Origin of the sequence: Kitasatospora atroaurantiaca (genome assembly GCF_007828955.1) — a bacterium.
Classification (GTDB): domain Bacteria; phylum Actinomycetota; class Actinomycetes; order Streptomycetales; family Streptomycetaceae; genus Kitasatospora; species Kitasatospora atroaurantiaca.
This window is the reverse complement of sequence record NZ_VIVR01000001.1, coordinates 12401-28677: the sequence shown is the minus strand read 5'-3', so window position 1 is coordinate 28677 and position 16277 is coordinate 12401. Positions and strand designations below refer to the sequence as shown.

Sequence of the window (16277 nt, the reverse complement as noted above, 5' to 3'; positions counted from 1 at the left end):
CCGCAGAACCGTCTCCGTCCGTTTGCTGTCCATGCTCGGCATCGAGCTCGACGGCCTGGAGCAGCTCACCTCGCTCTACGTCGCCCTGCCGGCCCACGACGCGGGGCACAGCCCCTGACGGGTGGTCAGGGGCCGTGCTCACGGGCGTACAGGGGTCAGAGGCCGATGGCGGTGCCGCGCCACTGCTGGTAGGGGCGCGCCGAGGAGCAGTCCCAGATGACGAGGCGGTTGAAGATCCAGTAGTAGTTCACGTCCAGGCACTTGCCGGACTGCACACCGCGCAGCTTGCCGCCGGGCAGCAGCTCCCACTTCTGGTTGGTGCCGTCGTGGCAGGTGTTCAGGCCGAGGACCGAGCCGTTGTCGGTCTTGGCGTACTGGACGTCCATGCAGCGGCCCATGGAGCGGACGGTGCCGTCGGCCTCGAGCTTCCAGAGCTGGTTGGCGCCGCCGTTGCAGCTGTACAGCTGGATCGGGGCGCCGTCGCTCTTGCTGCCGTCCTTGACGTCCACGCACTTGCCGTTGGCCACACTGATGATCTGACCGGAGCCCTCGGGCGGCGGCGGGGTGCAGGAGATCTTCACCAGTACCTGGTAGTAGTCGCCGCTGCCGATCTGGATGTAGGCCGGGCCGAGGGTGTGGCGGCAGAGGTAGGACGGGTATCCCTCTGCCGCGGCCTGGGCGTAGGCCGAGTCCCATGCCGCCGGCTCGGCGATGTTGGCGGGCCCGTAGCCCTCGCCGGTGAAGTCCTTGGGGACGGTGGGCACTGCGGTGAGGGCGGCCTGAGCAGTTCCGGACTGCGGGAGGGTGGCAGCCGTGGCCCCGGAGGGCAGCACGAGCACCATCGCGAACACGGCCATGAGGGCAGCCGCGAGCGTACGGGCCAACTTCATCGTTGGTTCCTTTCGTGGTGGGCAAGGCCGAAGAGTGAGGTGCACCTGACACTGCACCCGCCGGAGGGAGCGGTCCCCGTCCGGCTTTCGGCGGGGACGACGTTACCGACGAGACGGGCTGCGGCAGTCTCACGAGAGTCTCAACCCACTTGGCATGTACGGACTCTGAGCGATCGCCGGACGCCCTGGCAGTCGGCTCGGTATCGTCCTGCCGCTGCCGAGGTGAAGGTCACGAGGGGTTCAGGTGTCGGATGAGTGAAAGCATCGGGTCGCGGTCGGCCGTCCTGGAGGAGTTGCGGGCGGCCGTGGCCGCCCACCCGCTGGTCAACCTGACGGGCCCGCTGGGTGTCGGGAAGTCGCGGCTCGCGGCGGCGCTCCACCCGGCGCTGACGGTCGATCTGGACCGGCCACAGGCGATCGGCACCCTGCGGCGGGCACAGGCGTCTCCCGTCGACGCTCTGCTGGTGGTCGACAGCGCCGACGGCCCCCGCAGGCTGGTGGCGGTTCGCGAGGCGCTGGGTGCGGCCGCGAACCTGCTGGTGGTCAGCCGCCGTCCGGTGCTCGCCGACCCCGGTTGGGCGCACTCGGGAGCCGTCACCGTGACCGTGCCGCCGCTGCCGGACGATGAGCTCGCGGCCGGGATCGAGGATGCCGAGGGCCGCGACCTCACCGTGCGGCTGGCGGGCGGCCTACCGCTGCTCGCGCAGGCCGTGGGCCGGGCGCTGCGGGCCGGGGCGGCGCCGACCGCGCCGGGCGCGGTGGCGGACCAGGTCGCCACCGAGATCCTTCAGCGGCTCGGGAAGGAGCTCCCGGGCCGACGCCGGCAGCACATGCTCCGGCTGCTCGCCACCGTCGGGAACGCCGACGAGAAGCTGCTGGCCGGCGGCCCCGAGCTCTTCACGGCGCTGGCCGAACTCAGCATCGTCACCCGGAGGCCGCTGGGGCTGGCGCTCGCCGAGCCGTACCGCCATGTGATCGAACTGGCCTACCGGTGGCGGCAGCCGCAGGCCCACGAGGCCGTCCGCACGCGCGCCGCCGGGTACCGGCTCACCCTGCTGGAGCGCGCCGAGGACCCCGCCGAACGGAGCGAACTCGTCGAGCAGGGGATCTTCCTGACCGGCGATCCGCTGCTGCGGCAGGAGCTCTTCCCCGCGGCGGAGCGCTCATCGCTGTTCCGTACGGCCGAGGCCGCGGACGCCGGCGACATCGGTCGGCTGATGCGCGAGTGGGCCCTGCGCAGCGGCTTCGACCCCCGCCGAGCAGACCGCCTGGCCGAGCGCTGGGCCGCCGACGACATCTCCGCCTTCCACCTGGCCCGGGACGAGGACGGCAGGCCGGTCGGCCTGGCGAGCCTGCTGCCGATCAGCGAGCGCACGGCGGGCTCGACCGAACCGCTGCTCCAGCAGCACAGCGACCAGCTCGCCGCCGGCGGGCTCTTCCTCGGCGCGGCGTACTGCCCGGACCCCGCCGTGCACGCCCTGTTGCTGCGCCACATCCTCCGACAGGGCGTCAGCACCGGGCGCCTGGTCATCTCCACCGCGAGCCCCGGCTACCAGAGCCTGCTCCACGGCCTGGAGTTCCGGACGCACGGCAGCATCAGTGAGGACGTCTACCGCTGCGGCCGCCAGCCCGAGGTCTTCAGCCACGACTTCGCCCCCACTGCCCTGCCCCGCTGGCTCGCGCGGATCACCGGCGGCCCCGTCCGGGACGTCACCGCGCACATCGCCAAGGCCCTGGCCCGGATCCGGGACCCGCAGGCCCTGGCGGCCAGCCCCCTGCTCGCCCTGCCCCGGACCCCGACGGCGGCGAGCCTGCGCGGCTGGCTGTACGACGCGGTGCACGGCCTGGCGCTCAGCGAGGACGACGCCGAGGCCGAGGCCGGCCGGATCCTTCAGGCCTACTACTTCGGCCGCGCCAGCACCCACCACCAGGTGGCCCGCGGGCTGCACCTCAGCCGCGCCACCTACTTCCGCCGGCTGCGGCACGGGCTCGGCACGCTCGGGGCCCTGCTCCAGACCCCCGTTCAGTAGGACGGGGGTCCGGGGCGGTGCGACCCGTCCTGATGCCGCGTCGGCTCTCTGTGCGTCCCGTCAGTCCGCCGCGACGGCTCGCAGGATGTCGAGTTGTCCGGCCCGCCGGGCCGGACGGAGACCGGCCACCGCGCCGCTCGTCACGCTCGCCCCTGGCTGCCACACCGCGATCTACTGGCAGCCCGGCTGCAGCCGCTGCTGCTGACCTCGATCAGCGCTTCGGTCACAGGTTCGCGAGCAGATTGTGGAGGGGAGCAGGTACCCGCGCGGAGTCGAGGGCCTCGACCAGGAGGCGGCCGTAGCGGATCTTGCGGCCCTTCTTCGTGCCGAGGAAGCGCCGCATCTGCTGCTGCGGGGGCCGGCCTTGGTGTGCAGGTTGGCGCACGAAGGTCTGCCAGGCTTGGAGGTCGCCCTCAGCCTGGACGATCTCCTCAACCTGCGCCACGCCCAGCGCGCGGATGAGTTCGTCCTCCAGGTCCGTCACACACACGAAGAACCCTTCGCGCGGCGCGCGGGCCCTCTCAAGACCGCGGTCGTAGAAGCGCTGCTCGCCCTCATCGCACAGTCCGGCAAGGCGCAGACCCAACCCCGGCGGCCCGAGGAGGCCGGCGTAGCGGCCGACGCTCATCGCTCCGCCCATGGGTATGACGCACACCCCTTCGGCGGGCAGGTCCCGGCCGTAGCGCGCGGCCAGCGTCTCAACGGCCGCGAGGTCGCTCGGCCCTTCCAACAGCACCGCAGTCCGCACGCGCAGTCGCACGGCCAGCTCACTCGCCGGCCCACCGGGGCTGCCCGCCGCCCAGCCGGTGACCGCATCCCGGAACGCTCGCATATCCGCCATGGCGCGATTTTGCTCCTGCTCGGACAGGCGTGGCACGGGATTTTTCGTCGGCCGCGCTCCGGGGGGCTTCACATGGACGTACCGTCGGCGCCGCGCCGGCGCCGCCAGTTCCGTACGCCATCGGCACGCTGCGCCCCAACGGGCCGCCGCCGACGGCGGGGAGCCGGACCGGCACTGGCCAAGGACCCCGTCGGCCAGGAAGCGGCTGTCCTCCGCCGCGCAGGCCCTGTGCACCCTTACCGGGCAGATGTAGCAGCTCGCCGACAACGCCCGCACTGCCGCCGGCGGTGCCCGCTCGCAGCGGGCTCCCGCGATGTCCGCGCGAGACCGGTGAAGGCGCGGGCCGGGCCGGCTGCGACACTGGCCGTTATGACGCCCGATCGCCGTACCCTCGCGTTGCCGGCATTCTCCGAGCCCGCCACCCAGGTCCCCCATCCCGCCCCGGCCGGCGCCCGACGCCCGCTCGCGGTCGAGCAGGGCGCCGACTTCCGGCAGCCGCCCGGCGACCACGTCCCCGAACCGGGCCCGGCCCGCCGCCCCCTCGGCACCGGCGACATCTCCTTCTCCGCCCCCGACCGGACGATCTGACCGGACCGCACCCGCCGGCCGGGCGTGGCGCGGGGTGCAGAGGGCGGCGGGTGGCCCGGCGGGGTGTCTGTCACATCCCGGCCCTGGCGTCCGGCACATGTCCCGTCACACCCCTTCCCGCCCGGTGAGGGTGGAGAGCCTCTTCCCCGAGCTGCTCCCCTTCCGCCGTCAGGCCCTCCGGCTGCATCCGCGTGCGGGCTCGTCGACCTGCCACGACAGCTGTCAGGCGCCAACGACCGGCGGCTCGGCCCCTTCGGGCCGGGGCTCCAGCGTGGCCTGGACGATCTGCTGGGCCAGGTCCTCCGCGCGGTTTGCATCCCGCTCGAACCACGGGCCGATGTCCAGGGCCGTCAGCCGGATCGGCTGCTCCTGGTCGTCGTCGCTTGGAGAGGCCCGAGGGAGACGGCTCCCCACCTCGCCGTCTCGGAGGATGCTCAGTCGAGACAGAACTCGTTGCCCTCGATGTCCTGCATCACGATGCACGACTCGTTGTCGTCATCGGCAAGCAGTGTTCGCACGTGTACCGCGCCGAGCGCGACCAGTCGTGCGCATTCGGCCTCAAGTGTGGCCAGGCGCTCTTCACCCACGAGTCCGGTGCCGACCCGCACGTCAAGATGCAGCCGATTCTTGACGGCCTTGCCTTCGGGAACGCGCTGGAAGAACAGTCGCGGGCCCACACCTGAGGGATCGATGCATGCGAACCATGAACCCTGATTTTCAGGCGGCAGCGAGCGATCGAAATCGTCCCAAGTCGCAAACCCCTCCGGTGGCGGCGGTACGACGTACCCCAACACCTCGCACCAGAAACGAGCGACGCGCTCAGGTTCTGCGCAGTCGAAGGTGACTTGGAACTGTTTGACCGATGCCATCGGTCAAACATAGCAGGGGGACTCTGTTGCCCAATGCCCGGTGGGGATCTGCATGTTGACGAGCGGATGGCCCTTGCGGGCCGCTGCTGTGTCGTGCGGTCGCAGGGGGGTGAACCGATGTCGATGCCCCCAAGGGGTTGCCCGCCGTTTCCGGACCGGACCCGCGGCCACGGCCCTCGCCACGTTTCCCGACGGCAGCCTGCCGATCCGGGTCCGCACCTACGGAGAAGACGCCTCCCGAGTGAGGACCGGAAGCACACCCCGAGCCATGGCCGCCCTCAGGGACCTGGCCATCGGCCCCCTCCAGCGCACTGGCCGCACAGACATCACCTCCGTCCTCCGCCACCACGCCCGCAACCCGCCCGGCCCTTGGCCACCTTGGACATCAGGTGATCAGACCTGACACCCCGCGAGAGCGACGCGGCCCTGGCGGCGTCGCCCACCGGCGGGACCTAATCCCGACCAACCACCCTCATGCCAAAGATCGGTTACGGGGACAGCCTTTAGGGTGTCGTCATGACGTCGATGATCACTGCTATTCGGGAGCACGAGCCTGCGGCCGATTTCCTCCTGTGGCCCGGGGACTTCGACTTGGATCGGACCGATCACGTGGAGGACGTGCGGCTCGCTTCCGGTGAGCCGTTGGAGGGCCTTGCCGGGGACGGCAGCGGCGGCACGTACTTCTTCTGCGGCAAGGGCGGTGAGGAACGCCCGATCCTGTATGCCGACTCCGAGGGCGGGGCGGCACTCGTGGCCATCGGCCTGCCGGAGCTGGTGCGACTGCTGCTGACGGTGCCTTGGTGGCGCGACTGCCCACGCTTCACCGCGCAGGAGAGCCAGGAAGCCGCTGAGGAGTACATGGAGGACGAGCCTGACCTCCTGGCAGAGCGGGACGCGGCGGCCACCGCGCTCGGCATCGCGTTGCCGACCGAGGAGGAAGCGCTGGCCCGACTGCGCGAGGTCGCCACCGGCCCCGGGCGCGAGTACATCCTCCTCAACGCGGTGGAAGGCACGTCCTACAGCTCATTGATCACCGCGCCCCGAGCGGGAGCGGAGACAGAGGGGTGACAGGGATGGGAAGTTCCCGGCCAATCGCTACCTTGAGTACGTCATGCGACCGCGTCGGCCGCAAAAAAAATGCCGAGGCTTCTCGCCGCCCCGTCATTCGCGGAGACAGAGACCAACATCGCCCTGATCAGTCTGGACGTTATCAACGGTTCGAACTTTGCTGCGCGGTGCTGTCCGGGCTCATGAGGCGACTGACGAGGCGTCTGCTGCTGTCGCAGCCACCTCATATGCGGTGCGCCTGGCGGAGTTCCCCGCGCTCGGCCACCTCATGGTGAGTGGTGATGGCCTCGTTGCGACCTGGATCCGATGGGCCGCGGTTGCTGGACGGATGAGCACAAAACCGGCCAGGGGACGGGCATTTGTCACGCACGCAGGACCAGCTCGCCGGGTATACAGCTGGTAGGCCCGGTCGGCACTCCCCCCACGGAGCGGCAACCGGGCCTCAGCTGGGTAGCAGGTTCCGGCCGGCGCTCCCCCTACGGGGCGGCGACCGGACCCGCGTGTTGCTCCAATGCCAGCGACACGCAGCGTACATGACACATCTACGCATGGCTACGGCACAGCCGACCGAACGTTCGAGCGCCAGCCGCTGCCACCCCACCAGACAATGCCAGCGTTCGACCATCCGCCCCTCAACGCGCAGCGCGGGCGCGGCAAGGCACAGTGGCCTTCCAGGTCACCCCGGGCGCCTCGAGCTGCTCGATCTGCTGCGCGGTGAGCTTGGCGTTCCTTGCGCTGGTGTCGTTGATCCAAACGCCGAGCGTGTGCTGCTCCACGGTGCTGTCCGGACCCTGTGGCCTCGGCGGGCTCGATGTTCTCCTCCATGCCGTCACCGCCGGCAGTAGCTCCTGCTGTTCCGCGTCCGGCTGCGCCCGCTCGGTACGGGCGCGGTGGACGAACCGGCCGAGCTGTTCGCCCCGGGGTCGCGCGGTCCGCTCTGGTGTCGGTGGCTTGTCAGGTACCCGAGACCAGTAGGGGAGAGGCTCGTGTGTGGTTTCCAGCAGCGCCCGACGGGCCTTCGCAAGGGTGAACCGTGCGCGGTATCGGGGCGGCGTCGTCCGCCGGGCGGGCGGGTGATTGTGCGGGGTGGGGTGGGTGGTGGTGCCGTGCGGGGTGGGTGGTGGCCTGTCCGGCGTTCGTGGGTGTCAGCCGGCCAGGATCCGTTGCTCCTTTTCGGGCTGGATGCCGATGGGGATTCCGGTGAGTCCTTGGGTGTAGGTGACGTTGGCGCAGCCGCCGTTGCGTAGCCAGGTCCAGGTGTCTTTGGCGGTTTCGGTGACCGGTCGGCAGTGCAGTCCCGCGGCAGCCGCCTTGGAGCTGTCGGCACGCCAGGTTCCCTGCCAGTCCGGGGTGTTGGGGGCCCAGAGGGGCAGTTCGGTCCAGGGCTGGACGTCGGCGGCGAGCAGGGTGGCGTCGTCGGTCCAGACCAGTTCGGCGTCCGATCCGGTGGCCTGGATGCAGGCGTCCAGGAACTGGCCGTAGGTGGTGTGGCCGGTCGGTGCGGTGGTGACGAAGCGTCCGGCCAGGCCGTGGTCGATGAGGTCGAGGCCGAAGGCGGCGAAGTCCCTGGCGTCGATCAGTTGCATCGGCCGGTCCGGGTCGCCGGGGGCGAGCACGCGGCCGCCCCGGGCGATCCGTTCCAGCCACCAGGGCAGTCGTCCGATCGGTTCGTGCGGGCCATAGAGGAGCCCGCAGTTGAGGACGGACGAGCGTTCGCCGAACTGTTCGAGCAGGGCGCGTTCGCAGCCTGCCTTGAGTGCGTTGGCGAAGGGCTGGTCCGGCGGGGTGTCGGCCGGGCAGTGAAGGGTCTTGGAGGTCTCGTCGACGGGTTTGGCGGGCCAGTCGGTGAAGGCGTGGACGGAGGAGACGAAGCTGTAGTGGTCGGCGCGGCCCCGGAGCAGCCGGGCGGTCTGGGCGACGTCGTAGGGCTGCTGGCCCGAGGTGTCGATGACGGCGTCCCAGCGTCGTCCGTCGACCAGGCGTTCCAGGTCTTCGAGGCGGGTCCGGTCGCCGTGCACGGCCTCGGTGCCGTCGAGGTCGCCGCCGCTGATCCCGCGGTTGAAGGTGGTGACCTCATGGCCACGCGAGAGGGCTTCTGCGACGTAGGCGCGCCCGAGGAACTTCGAGCCGCCGAGCATGAGGATCTTCATACCGGACAGCCTGTCCGTGGCTCCTCGCCCGTACACGGCCGTTCACTGCGGGCTGATCCCGGTATGCCTCCCGCCGGGCACCCCGACTCGGCCCCTCCCGTAGCGGAATGTCCGGATGATTCCTCTCTGGGTGCGTGCGGCCCGGCCGCGGTGGACGCGGCGGCTTTTGAGCGAGGCCCGGAGCCCGCCGGCCACCCGCACGTTCACCGCCGCCGAACTGCGCGAGGGCGGCTTTCCCGGCGGCCTGCCCGAGGGCGACTCGCTGAACCCTCCGTACCCGACATCCCTGATTCCGACGGCCTACGTGCCTTGTGACCGCCGGTGGGGCCCCACCCGCTCGGACCTGGCGATTGGGAAGGAGGCCCGGCGCTCCCTCGTCGAGCCGGGACACCTGCCGAAGCTGGAGGGCTCGTATGGGCAGCGCGCCGCTCAGGCCGGCTATGGGCAGAAGGTCCGGTCGCTCCTCCGCTTGGGCTGCTCGGCCATGGTGGCGCTGTTGACAGCGGCGAGGGTTGGTCGGCTTTCTCGGGTGGTTTCCGGCAGGCGAAGCTGGGTGTGGATGTTGTCGTTGTCGCTTTGGGGGCTGGGGTGGGTGGTTACAGCTGTTCGAAGTGGAAGGAGCGGATGAAGCAGTCCCGTGGCTGGCCGAGTGCGAACAGGACGCAGTCGAGGACGGATTGGGCCGTCAGCGGGTCGCCGGCGGTGCGTGGAGCGCGGTCCCATGCGGGGTGGCGCGGGTCGCCGTCGGTGAAGTCCGGGGGGTAGAGGGAGATGACGCGGATGCCCTCGGGGCGTAGCCGGTGGGAGAGGATGTCGGCGAAGCCGGCCTGGGCGGCTTTGGCGGCGTAGAAGGCGGGGTGCGCCTGGGATCGGTGATCGCGGGGTCCGGCTGCGGCGGAGACGAGGTTGACGACGTCTGCGTGGGCGGAGGCGCGGAGCAGTGGCAGGAAGTGTTTGACCGTCAGCAGGGTGCCGGTGGCTCCGGAGGCGATGGTGTCGGTGATCGCGTTGTCGTCGGCATCCAGTAGATCGGGTCCCTCGAGGTAGCGGGCGCCGTTGTTGACCAGTATGTCCACGCGGTCGGTGTGGGCGGTGACCCCTTCGGCGAAGGCCCGGACGGTGGCCGGGTCGGCGAGGTCGCAGGCGAACGCGTCGGCGCTCGCGCCGCTGTCGGCGGCTATCTCGTCGGCTACCTTCTGGGCTGCGTTCAGGGAGCGTGCGGACACGAGCACTTCTGCGCCCAGCCGGCCCGCGTGCAAGGCCAGCGCGCGGCCGAACCCGCGCCCGGCTCCGGTGATCACCATCGTGCGCCCGGTGAGATCCACGCAGCACTCACTTCCATCGATCCGGCATGATCACCGCGAGACTAGTCCGTGCGATCTCGCCTGCCAAACTCGTGGGGGCGAAGGCGGCCTTGGGGGATTGACCGAGCACGTCCGGCCACGGCATGAGCACCGTCCGGCCGGTTTTCGCAGAGCGCCATCCGCACGCCGATCCCCGGCCCCGGCCCCCGGCGGCCCGGCCCCCGCCCCCCGGTTGCCCGGCGTGGTGCCCCCCGGGGGGCCGGGCGTGCACACATTGGCGTCTCGCTGCGCCCGGCCCCGGTGTTGCGGTGCCGATGCTTGCGGTGTCCGGTGTCGGGTGTTGCGTCCGCGACGGGCATCCGTTGTCGGGGCCGTTGTCGGGGCCGTTGTCGGGGCCGGGGCCGGGGAGGGTGGATCTGTGGCTGATGCATTGACCGTCACCCGGCTGGCTGCGTTGGTGAGGACCGGGAGTGTTTGTCGGTGGTTTCCGGGAGCGGCTGGTGATCCGGTATCGGAAGAGGGTTGCTGTGACCTGCCGGCACTGGCGGGTCGTCGGACGGGTTCACCGCCCCCTTTTGTCGGTCTGCTGGCTTGGGAGGACGCCCCGAGTGGAGACAACTGGGCTCCGCGGGAAGTTCCTTGATCGGTGCTCACGTCTTCGACGCATCCGGCAGCAGGCTGACGGTCGCACCGGTGATCCGATACGAACACGAAGTCCGCGCGGCCGGCGACCACGGCATGTTTGTGGCTTCCGCCAGTACGGTGCCCGGGCCGACGGGAGGGAGACTTCCCGCCAGGGGCTGCGGCCTGTTCCGAGGGCCGACGCCAAGGACAGAGGGGGAACAGCACGATGAGTGGTCAGCTGTACGACGGGATCGGCGAGGCGTTCGAGGGTTTCAAGACTCTGCCTCTCGCGCGCTACGCGGAGGTGCCCGGCTTCCTCGCGCTCGTCGGTGACGTGAACGGCAGGTCGATCCTCGATCTGGCCTCGGGAACCGGCTTTTACAGCCGGGAGTTCAAGCGCCGCGGCGCATCCCACGTCCTCGGCGTCGACATTTCCTCGGCGATGGTCGACGCGGCCCGGGCCCTGGAGGTCAGCGACCCGCTGGGCGTGCAGTACGAGGTCGGCGACGTCGCCGAGCTGCGTACCTTCGAGCAGCGCTTCGACATCGCGGTTGCGGTCCAGTTGTTCAACTATGCCGAGGATGTCGCCACGATCGAGCGGATGTGTCGCAACATCCACCGCAGTATCGCGGACGGGGCCGAGTTCTTCGCGTTCGTGCAGGACCCGGACTTCCGTTTCGACGGGCCGTCCCTGGCCAAGTACGGCTTCTTGTGCGAATCGCTCGGTGAGGAGACCGAGATCGGGCCGCGTGTGAGGATCACCGCGCTCCTCGACCCGCCGATCTCGTTCGTCGCGAACCCGCCCAGCCGTGAGGTCTACGAGAAATGCCTGCGGGCGGCCGGATTCAACGAGGTCACCTGGGTTCCCCTGGAGGTCTCCGCCGCCGGCGTGCGTGAGTACGGCCAGGCCTTCTGGGACGACTTTGCCGCGAACCCCCCGCTGGCGATGCTGCGCTGCCGGGCCTGACCTTGGGCGGCCCGTCCCGGGTTCGGCCGGGGACGGGCCGCTGTCCGGCACCGGGCCGGCCACCTCGAGTGCGGGCGGCGTCTGATCGGCCGGCGTGCGCGTCACGGCGGATCGCCGTGTACAGATCGACCTCGGTTTTCGGCCGGACCGGGAGTCCCCTCGTCGTGCAGCGCACAACTGTGGTCCTGAAGCAAGCACCTGGGTGCTCTCGAGACGCGGTGACATCGCTCTTCCGTGTCACGTGGTGCTCTCGCGGCTGAGCGACGGGTGCTCTCGCTATTCACGCCTAAAGCCGCCTGGCTGTGCGGTGGTTTCGCGGGCATGGTGGCCCGTCTACGGTCGTGGGCATCCTGGCTGCGGGTCATGTGCCGACAGGTGGGTGCGCTGATCGAGTGGTAGGGCGAGGAGGCCGTGGGCCGGCTGGTCGGCGGGGTGGAGATGCCCACGGTGCGGCTCGGCGAGGATGGGCGGTGGCGGGCGGGGTCACCGGCCTGCCGGTACCGGGTGGTGGGGGAGGAGTGATGGCCGGTGCCGCTGCGCGGCGCGCCCGGCCGGCGGGGCTGCGGTCCGGGTGCGGGCGGACCACGATCTGAAACGGGCAGTTCCCGGCCGCTGGGCACTTGCTAGGTTCGTCGCATGTCCAACATCCTGCGGGCCGTTGTCCTCATCACCACGCAGCCCGGGCGAGGAGCCGAACAGGTTGCCGCTTTCGCTGCGCTGGCACCGGTGGTTCGCGCCGAGCCCGGTTGCTTGCGTTACGACCTGCACTCCGTCGACGGTGATCCGGACCGCTTCGTGCTGCTCGAGGAGTGGGCGTCGGCAAGGGCGCTGCAGGAGCACGACGCCTCGGAGCACATGCGCGCGGCTGATGCTGCGAACAAGGCGTTCCGGGCCGGTCCGGCCGAAGTGATTCTTCTCGGCCCGGCGCCTGTGGCCTGACGCGCTCGGCGTTGGACGACACTTCGGCGTTGCCGCTGAGGCTCTGGCCGGGGGTTGTCGACGGCGGGTCTCGCGCCGGGGGTTCTGCCGCCGATGAAGCCTGCGAGAACGGCCGGCCCTGCTCCGGGATCTCAGATGGTTGTGCGTTGAGTGATCTGTCGAAGTCGCCTGTCCTCGAAGGGGGCGGGCAGGCCGCGGTGGTCAAGGGTGCCTTCGGTGTCGCTCTGTGGCGGGTTTCGCCTGTCCTGGAGCCGCCCTTGGAGGCGGTACGGCGGTTGTCCGCTCGCATGGCATGACGGCCGATACGGAGGGCGCCGGGTTCTGCGTGATCTGACGGGGCGAGAGATTCTCTGCATGGTGATCACTGCGCGTGCGCTCAACCGTGCCACGCTCGCCCGGCAGTTGCTGCTCGGGCGCGAGTCGCTCGACGTCGTCGATGCGGTACGACGCGTGGTGGCCCTTCAGGCACAGCAGCCCGCCTCGCCGTACCTTGCGCTGTGGAACCGGCTGGGCGACTTTGACCCCGCCGGCCTCGACGCGGCCCGGGCCGGCCTGCGGACGCTGATGCGGATCACGCTGCACACGGTCCACGCCGAGGACTACCGTGCCTTCCGTGAGGCCATGGAGCCGACGCTGCGTGCCTCCAGGCTCGGCGACTGCCGTTTCACGGCATCCGGGCTGACGGCCGACCACGCCCACGCACTGGTTTCGGATCTGTTGAAGTGGGCCGACCGGCCGCGGACCAACGTCGGGATCGGGGGCTGGCTGGAGAACCGGCTGGGTGCTCCGCTGGAGCCGGTGGCATGGCGGATGCCGCGGCAGTACGCGCCGCTGTGGCACGCGCCCACTGGAGGGCCCTGGTCGTTCGGCACCCGACCGTCTACGTTGCGGCAAGCACGCGGCCGGCGCCGGCAGATCCTGACGTTGCCGCCGGGAGTCTCAAGACCTTGATCCGCCGCTACCTGGAGGGCTTCGGGCCGGCGTCGGTGGCGGACATGGCGTAGTTCGCGCTGGTCAAACGGGCTCGGGTCAGAGCGGCGGTGCAGGCGCTCACCGACGAGCTTGAACAACTGGAAGGACTCGACGGCACGGTGCTGTTCGACGTCCCCGGCGCGCCACGGCCGGTCGAGGACACTCCCGCTCCCCCCAGACTGATGGCGATGTGGGACAGCATCCTGCTCGCCTACGACGACCGCAGTCGCGTCATCCGGCGCCCTACCGCAAGCACGTGACCCGCAGGAACGGCGACGTGCTACCCACTGTGCTTGTCGACGGCGACGGCGACGTCGCCGGCGTCCGGCGTCCCGTCGACGGAGGAATCGAGGCGACTGCCTTCCACCCCTCTGCCCGACCATGCCTGGAAGGGCCTGGCCGCAGAGGCCGGGTCGCTCGTGGCGTTCCTCGCCGACCGCGACCCCGGGGTCTACCGCCGCTACGGCCACTGGTGGGCCAAGAACCTGCCGGCCGCCGAAACACGACTGCTTCCCGGCGGCGGTCAGGCCCCCTTGTGACGCTGGTAGTAGCGGGCGACCCGGGCGCGGTTGCCGCAGATGGCGGGCGTGCACCAGCGTCGGCGCGGGTGGGCGGGCAGGAACAGCATGACGCAGCCCGGCCCTTCGCAGCGGCGGACCTTGAGGATCGAGGGGTCGAGCAGCAGGTCGGCGGTGGCCTCGGCCAGGCGGGCGGCCAGGCGTGTGCCGAACGTGCCGGTGCGGTGGGTGGTGGCGGTGACCGCCTTGCCGTCCCAGGCGAGTTCGCGGGTGGCGGGCGCCGCCCGTTGGGCGTGGTTGAGCCCTCGCAGGGCGGTGGCGGGTGGGCGATCGCCCCGTCTGGCGCGGTCGATCGCCGTGGCGGCGTGCTCGCGTACGCCGTGGACGGTGGCGAGGTCGGCTTCGGTGAGCGGCGTCGAGTCGTCCGTGGTGAACTCGGGGAGCCGGTCAGCCTGAAGGGCCAGCCAGGCCCGCAGCCCGGTCGGCGTGGCCAGCAGGTCGACCGGGCCGTTCGCGGTGACAGGGCGGGTGTTGATCAGGTCGAGAGCCAACGGTTCGCCGGTCAGCGGGAAGGCGAAGTCATTCACAGCACTAATGGTACACAGGCAGGTTGACACATTAGGTCTCACGGGGATAGAACTAATGCAAGAGAGAGCAAAGGAGGCATGTGACATGGCTTCGAACATCGCCCGTCCGGCATACCGCGCCGTCGAGGTCGACGGCGTGCGGATCTTCTACCGTGAGGCCGGCCCCGTCGACGCGCCGACGCTGCTGCTCCTGCATGGATTCCCGTCCGCCTCGCACCAGTACCGGCGGCTCATCGACGCGCTCGGCACCCGCTACCGGCTCATCGCCCCCGACTACCCGGGCTTCGGCCACAGCGACGCCCCCGAGCCGGTCACCACCGGGGGAGCGTTCGCCTACACCTTTGATCACCTCGCCGACATCATCGAGGGCTTCTGTGAGCAGCTGGGCCTGACTCGGTTCGCCCTGTACGCCTTCGACTACGGCGCCCCGGTCGGCTTCCGGCTGGCGGCCAGGCACCCGGAGTGGATTGCCGGGCTGGTCATACAGAACGGCAACGCCTACGAGGAAGGCCTCTCGCCGATGGCGCAGGGCTTCGTCGCGTTGCGGCCCGACATCGAGGGCGACGAGGAGAAGATCCTCGGGATGCTCGCACTCCCCGGCACCCGAGGGCTGTACGAAGCCGGCACCTCCGCCACGGAGCTGATCGCCCCCGACGGCTGGGCGCTCGACCAGTACCTTCTGGAGCTGCCGGGACGCAAGCGGATCCAGATCGACCTCGCCTTCGACTACCACAGCAACGTCGCCCTCTACCCGAGCTGGCAGGCGTGGCTGCGCAAGTACACCCCGCCCACGCTCGTCATTTGGGGCCGCGGCGACCCCATCTTCGTGGAGGCGGGCGCCCGCGCCTATCTGCGGGACGTACCCGAGGCCGAGCTCCACCTGCTCGACACCGGCCACTTCGCCCTGGAGGAGAACCTCCCGGAGCTCGCCCCGCTGATCGCCGACTTCCTCGACCGCACCTGGAGGTGATCTCGGAGTCGCGGCAGAAGCCCGGGTGGCGGCCGCGACGAACACGGTCGAGGCGTTCAGCGGCGTCTCGGACTGGGGCCGGGCTTCCGTGTCCCGGCATCTACTCATGCGGGCATGCCGGCCAGGTCGGCCCGGATTGGGCCGACAGGCTCGGTGTCAATCCGTACTCACACTGTTGGGCGTGTCGCGCAGCCTGGTTGGCGAGGAACGCGGAGTGCATCAAGGCCAGGGCCGCCGGTGCCCAAGGCTGCCAGGCTCATGGCAGAAGGTACTCGATTCCGTGAGCGTGGCCTACGGCTGATGCCTTCTGTTGCGGTCGCTGTGCGGTGAATTGAGCCAGGCGCCGGCGAAGTTCCGGGTTCTCGCCCTACGTTCTCGCCCTACGCGATTTCGAGTGCTATCCGTAGCTGTGCGACCTCGTCCCGGTGGGCATGCTGTTGCTGCGAAAGGCGTGCGCTGAGGGCGCGTACCGCCGCCGAGGTCGATGACGGTTTGCCCGCATCGGGACGGGTCTCGGGAGCCTGGCCTCGCTTCGCGCGATGCCGCTCGGTCGCGGCACTCTGTTTCTGGTGCCTGTACAGGAAATCGGTGCTCACCGCCGCTTCACGGGCCACGGCCGTGAAACTGATGGACGTTCCTGACTTGACCGAACGGGAGAGGGCCGCTCGGGCACGTTCCGCGGCGTCCTCACTCGGGCTCTTGTGGCTGCTTGCAGATGTTGCGGCAGCGGGCTCATGAAATGGATTCCTTTGACTGTCCAAGGGTTGGCCCGGGTCGGTCGGTGGCGCCTGCTCCGCGGACGGCGCGGGGTCGGCCGTTGTCGTGGACGACGATCTGGTCGAGGGCGACGAGGACCTTGGTGAGGGCGCTGGTCTCGGCGAGCCGGCCGGCGAGCCGGATGTTGTCCTCGCCCATGCCGGCCGTTGGTGTAGGTGTCGGTGCATCGGTCGTGGGTCTGTC

Annotated in this window: 15 protein-coding genes and 1 pseudogene; 7 read left to right on the top strand and 9 right to left on the bottom strand. The window is 70.3% G+C overall.

Annotation, left to right across the window (positions count from 1 at the left end; all coding sequences use genetic code 11):
• Positions 1 to 155: 155 nt before the first annotated feature.
• Positions 156 to 890: an RICIN domain-containing protein gene (locus FB465_RS00130; protein WP_145786539.1), complete on the bottom strand. Its 735-nt coding sequence runs from the start codon at positions 888 to 890 to the stop codon at positions 156 to 158.
• Positions 891 to 1141: 251 nt separating this feature from the next.
• Here FB465_RS00130 and FB465_RS35450 point away from each other — a divergent pair, with 251 nt between their 5' ends.
• Positions 1142 to 2920, top strand: a complete 1779-nt coding sequence (locus FB465_RS35450) for a tRNA 2-selenouridine(34) synthase MnmH (protein ID WP_170290428.1) — start codon at positions 1142 to 1144, stop codon at positions 2918 to 2920.
• A gap of 223 nt (positions 2921 to 3143) precedes the next feature.
• Here FB465_RS35450 and FB465_RS00125 read toward each other — a convergent pair whose 3' ends face one another.
• Positions 3144 to 3761, bottom strand: coding sequence for a TOPRIM nucleotidyl transferase/hydrolase domain-containing protein (locus FB465_RS00125; protein WP_145797039.1), 618 nt, complete (start codon positions 3759 to 3761; stop codon positions 3144 to 3146).
• Between the two features lie 369 nt (positions 3762 to 4130).
• Here FB465_RS00125 and FB465_RS00120 point away from each other — a divergent pair, with 369 nt between their 5' ends.
• Positions 4131 to 4349 (top strand): hypothetical protein, encoded by a 219-nt coding sequence (locus FB465_RS00120; RefSeq protein WP_145786538.1) that lies wholly within the window; start codon positions 4131 to 4133, stop codon positions 4347 to 4349.
• Between the two features lie 222 nt (positions 4350 to 4571).
• Here the strand turns inward: FB465_RS00120 and FB465_RS00110 are convergent, their stop codons facing one another.
• Both FB465_RS00110 and FB465_RS00105 read right to left on the bottom strand, forming a co-directional pair.
• Positions 4572 to 4763 (bottom strand): hypothetical protein, encoded by a 192-nt coding sequence (locus tag FB465_RS00110; protein ID WP_145786537.1) that lies wholly within the window; start codon positions 4761 to 4763, stop codon positions 4572 to 4574.
• Between the two features lie 20 nt (positions 4764 to 4783).
• Entirely contained in the window at positions 4784 to 5218 is a 435-nt protein-coding gene (locus tag FB465_RS00105) for a VOC family protein (protein WP_145786536.1), read from the bottom strand.
• A gap of 516 nt (positions 5219 to 5734) precedes the next feature.
• On the opposite strand from FB465_RS00105, the gene FB465_RS00100 reads away from it, so the two are divergent.
• Positions 5735 to 6286, top strand: a complete 552-nt coding sequence (locus FB465_RS00100) for a hypothetical protein (protein WP_145786535.1) — start codon at positions 5735 to 5737, stop codon at positions 6284 to 6286.
• Between the two features lie 632 nt (positions 6287 to 6918).
• Here the strand turns inward: FB465_RS00100 and FB465_RS35445 are convergent.
• From FB465_RS35445 to FB465_RS00090, 3 genes are all read right to left on the bottom strand, one after another.
• Complete coding sequence (locus FB465_RS35445; protein WP_170290442.1) at positions 6919 to 7062, bottom strand: hypothetical protein; 144 nt, start codon at positions 7060 to 7062, stop codon at positions 6919 to 6921.
• Between the two features lie 369 nt (positions 7063 to 7431).
• On the bottom strand, positions 7432 to 8436 hold the full coding sequence (locus tag FB465_RS00095; protein WP_145786534.1) for an NAD-dependent epimerase/dehydratase family protein: 1005 nt from the start codon (positions 8434 to 8436) through the stop codon (positions 7432 to 7434).
• Positions 8437 to 9032: 596 nt separating this feature from the next.
• Positions 9033 to 9740 (bottom strand): SDR family oxidoreductase, encoded by a 708-nt coding sequence (locus FB465_RS00090; protein ID WP_145797038.1) that lies wholly within the window; start codon positions 9738 to 9740, stop codon positions 9033 to 9035.
• 850 nt (positions 9741 to 10590) lie between these two features.
• On the opposite strand from FB465_RS00090, the gene FB465_RS00085 reads away from it, so the two are divergent.
• From FB465_RS00085 to FB465_RS00075, 3 genes and pseudogenes are all read left to right on the top strand, one after another.
• Positions 10591 to 11331, top strand: coding sequence for a class I SAM-dependent methyltransferase (locus tag FB465_RS00085; protein ID WP_145786533.1), 741 nt, complete (start codon positions 10591 to 10593; stop codon positions 11329 to 11331).
• A gap of 636 nt (positions 11332 to 11967) precedes the next feature.
• Positions 11968 to 12270, top strand: coding sequence for a putative quinol monooxygenase (locus FB465_RS00080; protein WP_145786532.1), 303 nt, complete (start codon positions 11968 to 11970; stop codon positions 12268 to 12270).
• A 354-nt stretch (positions 12271 to 12624) separates the two neighbouring features.
• Positions 12625 to 13781, top strand: a pseudogene (locus FB465_RS00075) (winged helix DNA-binding domain-containing protein).
• Here FB465_RS00075 and FB465_RS00070 read toward each other — a convergent pair.
• A complete protein-coding gene (locus FB465_RS00070; protein ID WP_246192419.1) occupies positions 13766 to 14347 on the bottom strand; it encodes a CGNR zinc finger domain-containing protein in 582 nt (193 codons plus the stop codon). The pseudogene FB465_RS00075 and the gene FB465_RS00070 overlap by 16 nt on opposite strands.
• Before the next feature lie 85 nt (positions 14348 to 14432).
• Between FB465_RS00070 and FB465_RS00065 the strand changes: the two genes are divergently transcribed.
• Positions 14433 to 15317 carry an alpha/beta fold hydrolase gene (locus FB465_RS00065; protein ID WP_145786531.1) on the top strand — a complete coding sequence of 295 codons (885 nt, stop codon included), beginning with the start codon at positions 14433 to 14435 and terminating at the stop codon, positions 15315 to 15317.
• Positions 15318 to 16049: 732 nt separating this feature from the next.
• Here FB465_RS00065 and FB465_RS00060 read toward each other — a convergent pair.
• On the bottom strand, positions 16050 to 16232 hold the full coding sequence (locus FB465_RS00060; RefSeq protein ID WP_145786530.1) for a hypothetical protein: 183 nt from the start codon (positions 16230 to 16232) through the stop codon (positions 16050 to 16052).
• Positions 16233 to 16277: the final 45 nt, after the last annotated feature.

What these genes read in the sequence shown, in the direction of transcription:
- FB465_RS35450 (WP_170290428.1), top strand. Translation starts at nt 1,142, where the DNA reads ATGAGTGAAAGCATCGGGTCGCGGTCGGCCGTCCTGGAGGAGTTGCGG.
- FB465_RS00120 (WP_145786538.1), top strand. Translation starts at nt 4,131, where the DNA reads ATGACGCCCGATCGCCGTACCCTCGCGTTGCCGGCATTCTCCGAGCCC.
- FB465_RS00095 (WP_145786534.1), bottom strand. Translation starts at nt 8,436, where the DNA reads ATGAAGATCCTCATGCTCGGCGGCTCGAAGTTCCTCGGGCGCGCCTAC.
- FB465_RS00065 (WP_145786531.1), top strand. Translation starts at nt 14,433, where the DNA reads ATGGCTTCGAACATCGCCCGTCCGGCATACCGCGCCGTCGAGGTCGAC.
- FB465_RS00130 (WP_145786539.1), bottom strand. Translation starts at nt 890, where the DNA reads ATGAAGTTGGCCCGTACGCTCGCGGCTGCCCTCATGGCCGTGTTCGCG.
- FB465_RS00060 (WP_145786530.1), bottom strand. Translation starts at nt 16,232, where the DNA reads ATGGGCGAGGACAACATCCGGCTCGCCGGCCGGCTCGCCGAGACCAGC.
- FB465_RS00100 (WP_145786535.1), top strand. Translation starts at nt 5,735, where the DNA reads ATGACGTCGATGATCACTGCTATTCGGGAGCACGAGCCTGCGGCCGAT.
- FB465_RS00085 (WP_145786533.1), top strand. Translation starts at nt 10,591, where the DNA reads ATGAGTGGTCAGCTGTACGACGGGATCGGCGAGGCGTTCGAGGGTTTC.
- FB465_RS00090 (WP_145797038.1), bottom strand. Translation starts at nt 9,740, where the DNA reads ATGGTGATCACCGGAGCCGGGCGCGGGTTCGGCCGCGCGCTGGCCTTG.
- FB465_RS00080 (WP_145786532.1), top strand. Translation starts at nt 11,968, where the DNA reads ATGTCCAACATCCTGCGGGCCGTTGTCCTCATCACCACGCAGCCCGGG.
- FB465_RS00105 (WP_145786536.1), bottom strand. Translation starts at nt 5,218, where the DNA reads ATGGCATCGGTCAAACAGTTCCAAGTCACCTTCGACTGCGCAGAACCT.
- FB465_RS00125 (WP_145797039.1), bottom strand. Translation starts at nt 3,761, where the DNA reads ATGGCGGATATGCGAGCGTTCCGGGATGCGGTCACCGGCTGGGCGGCG.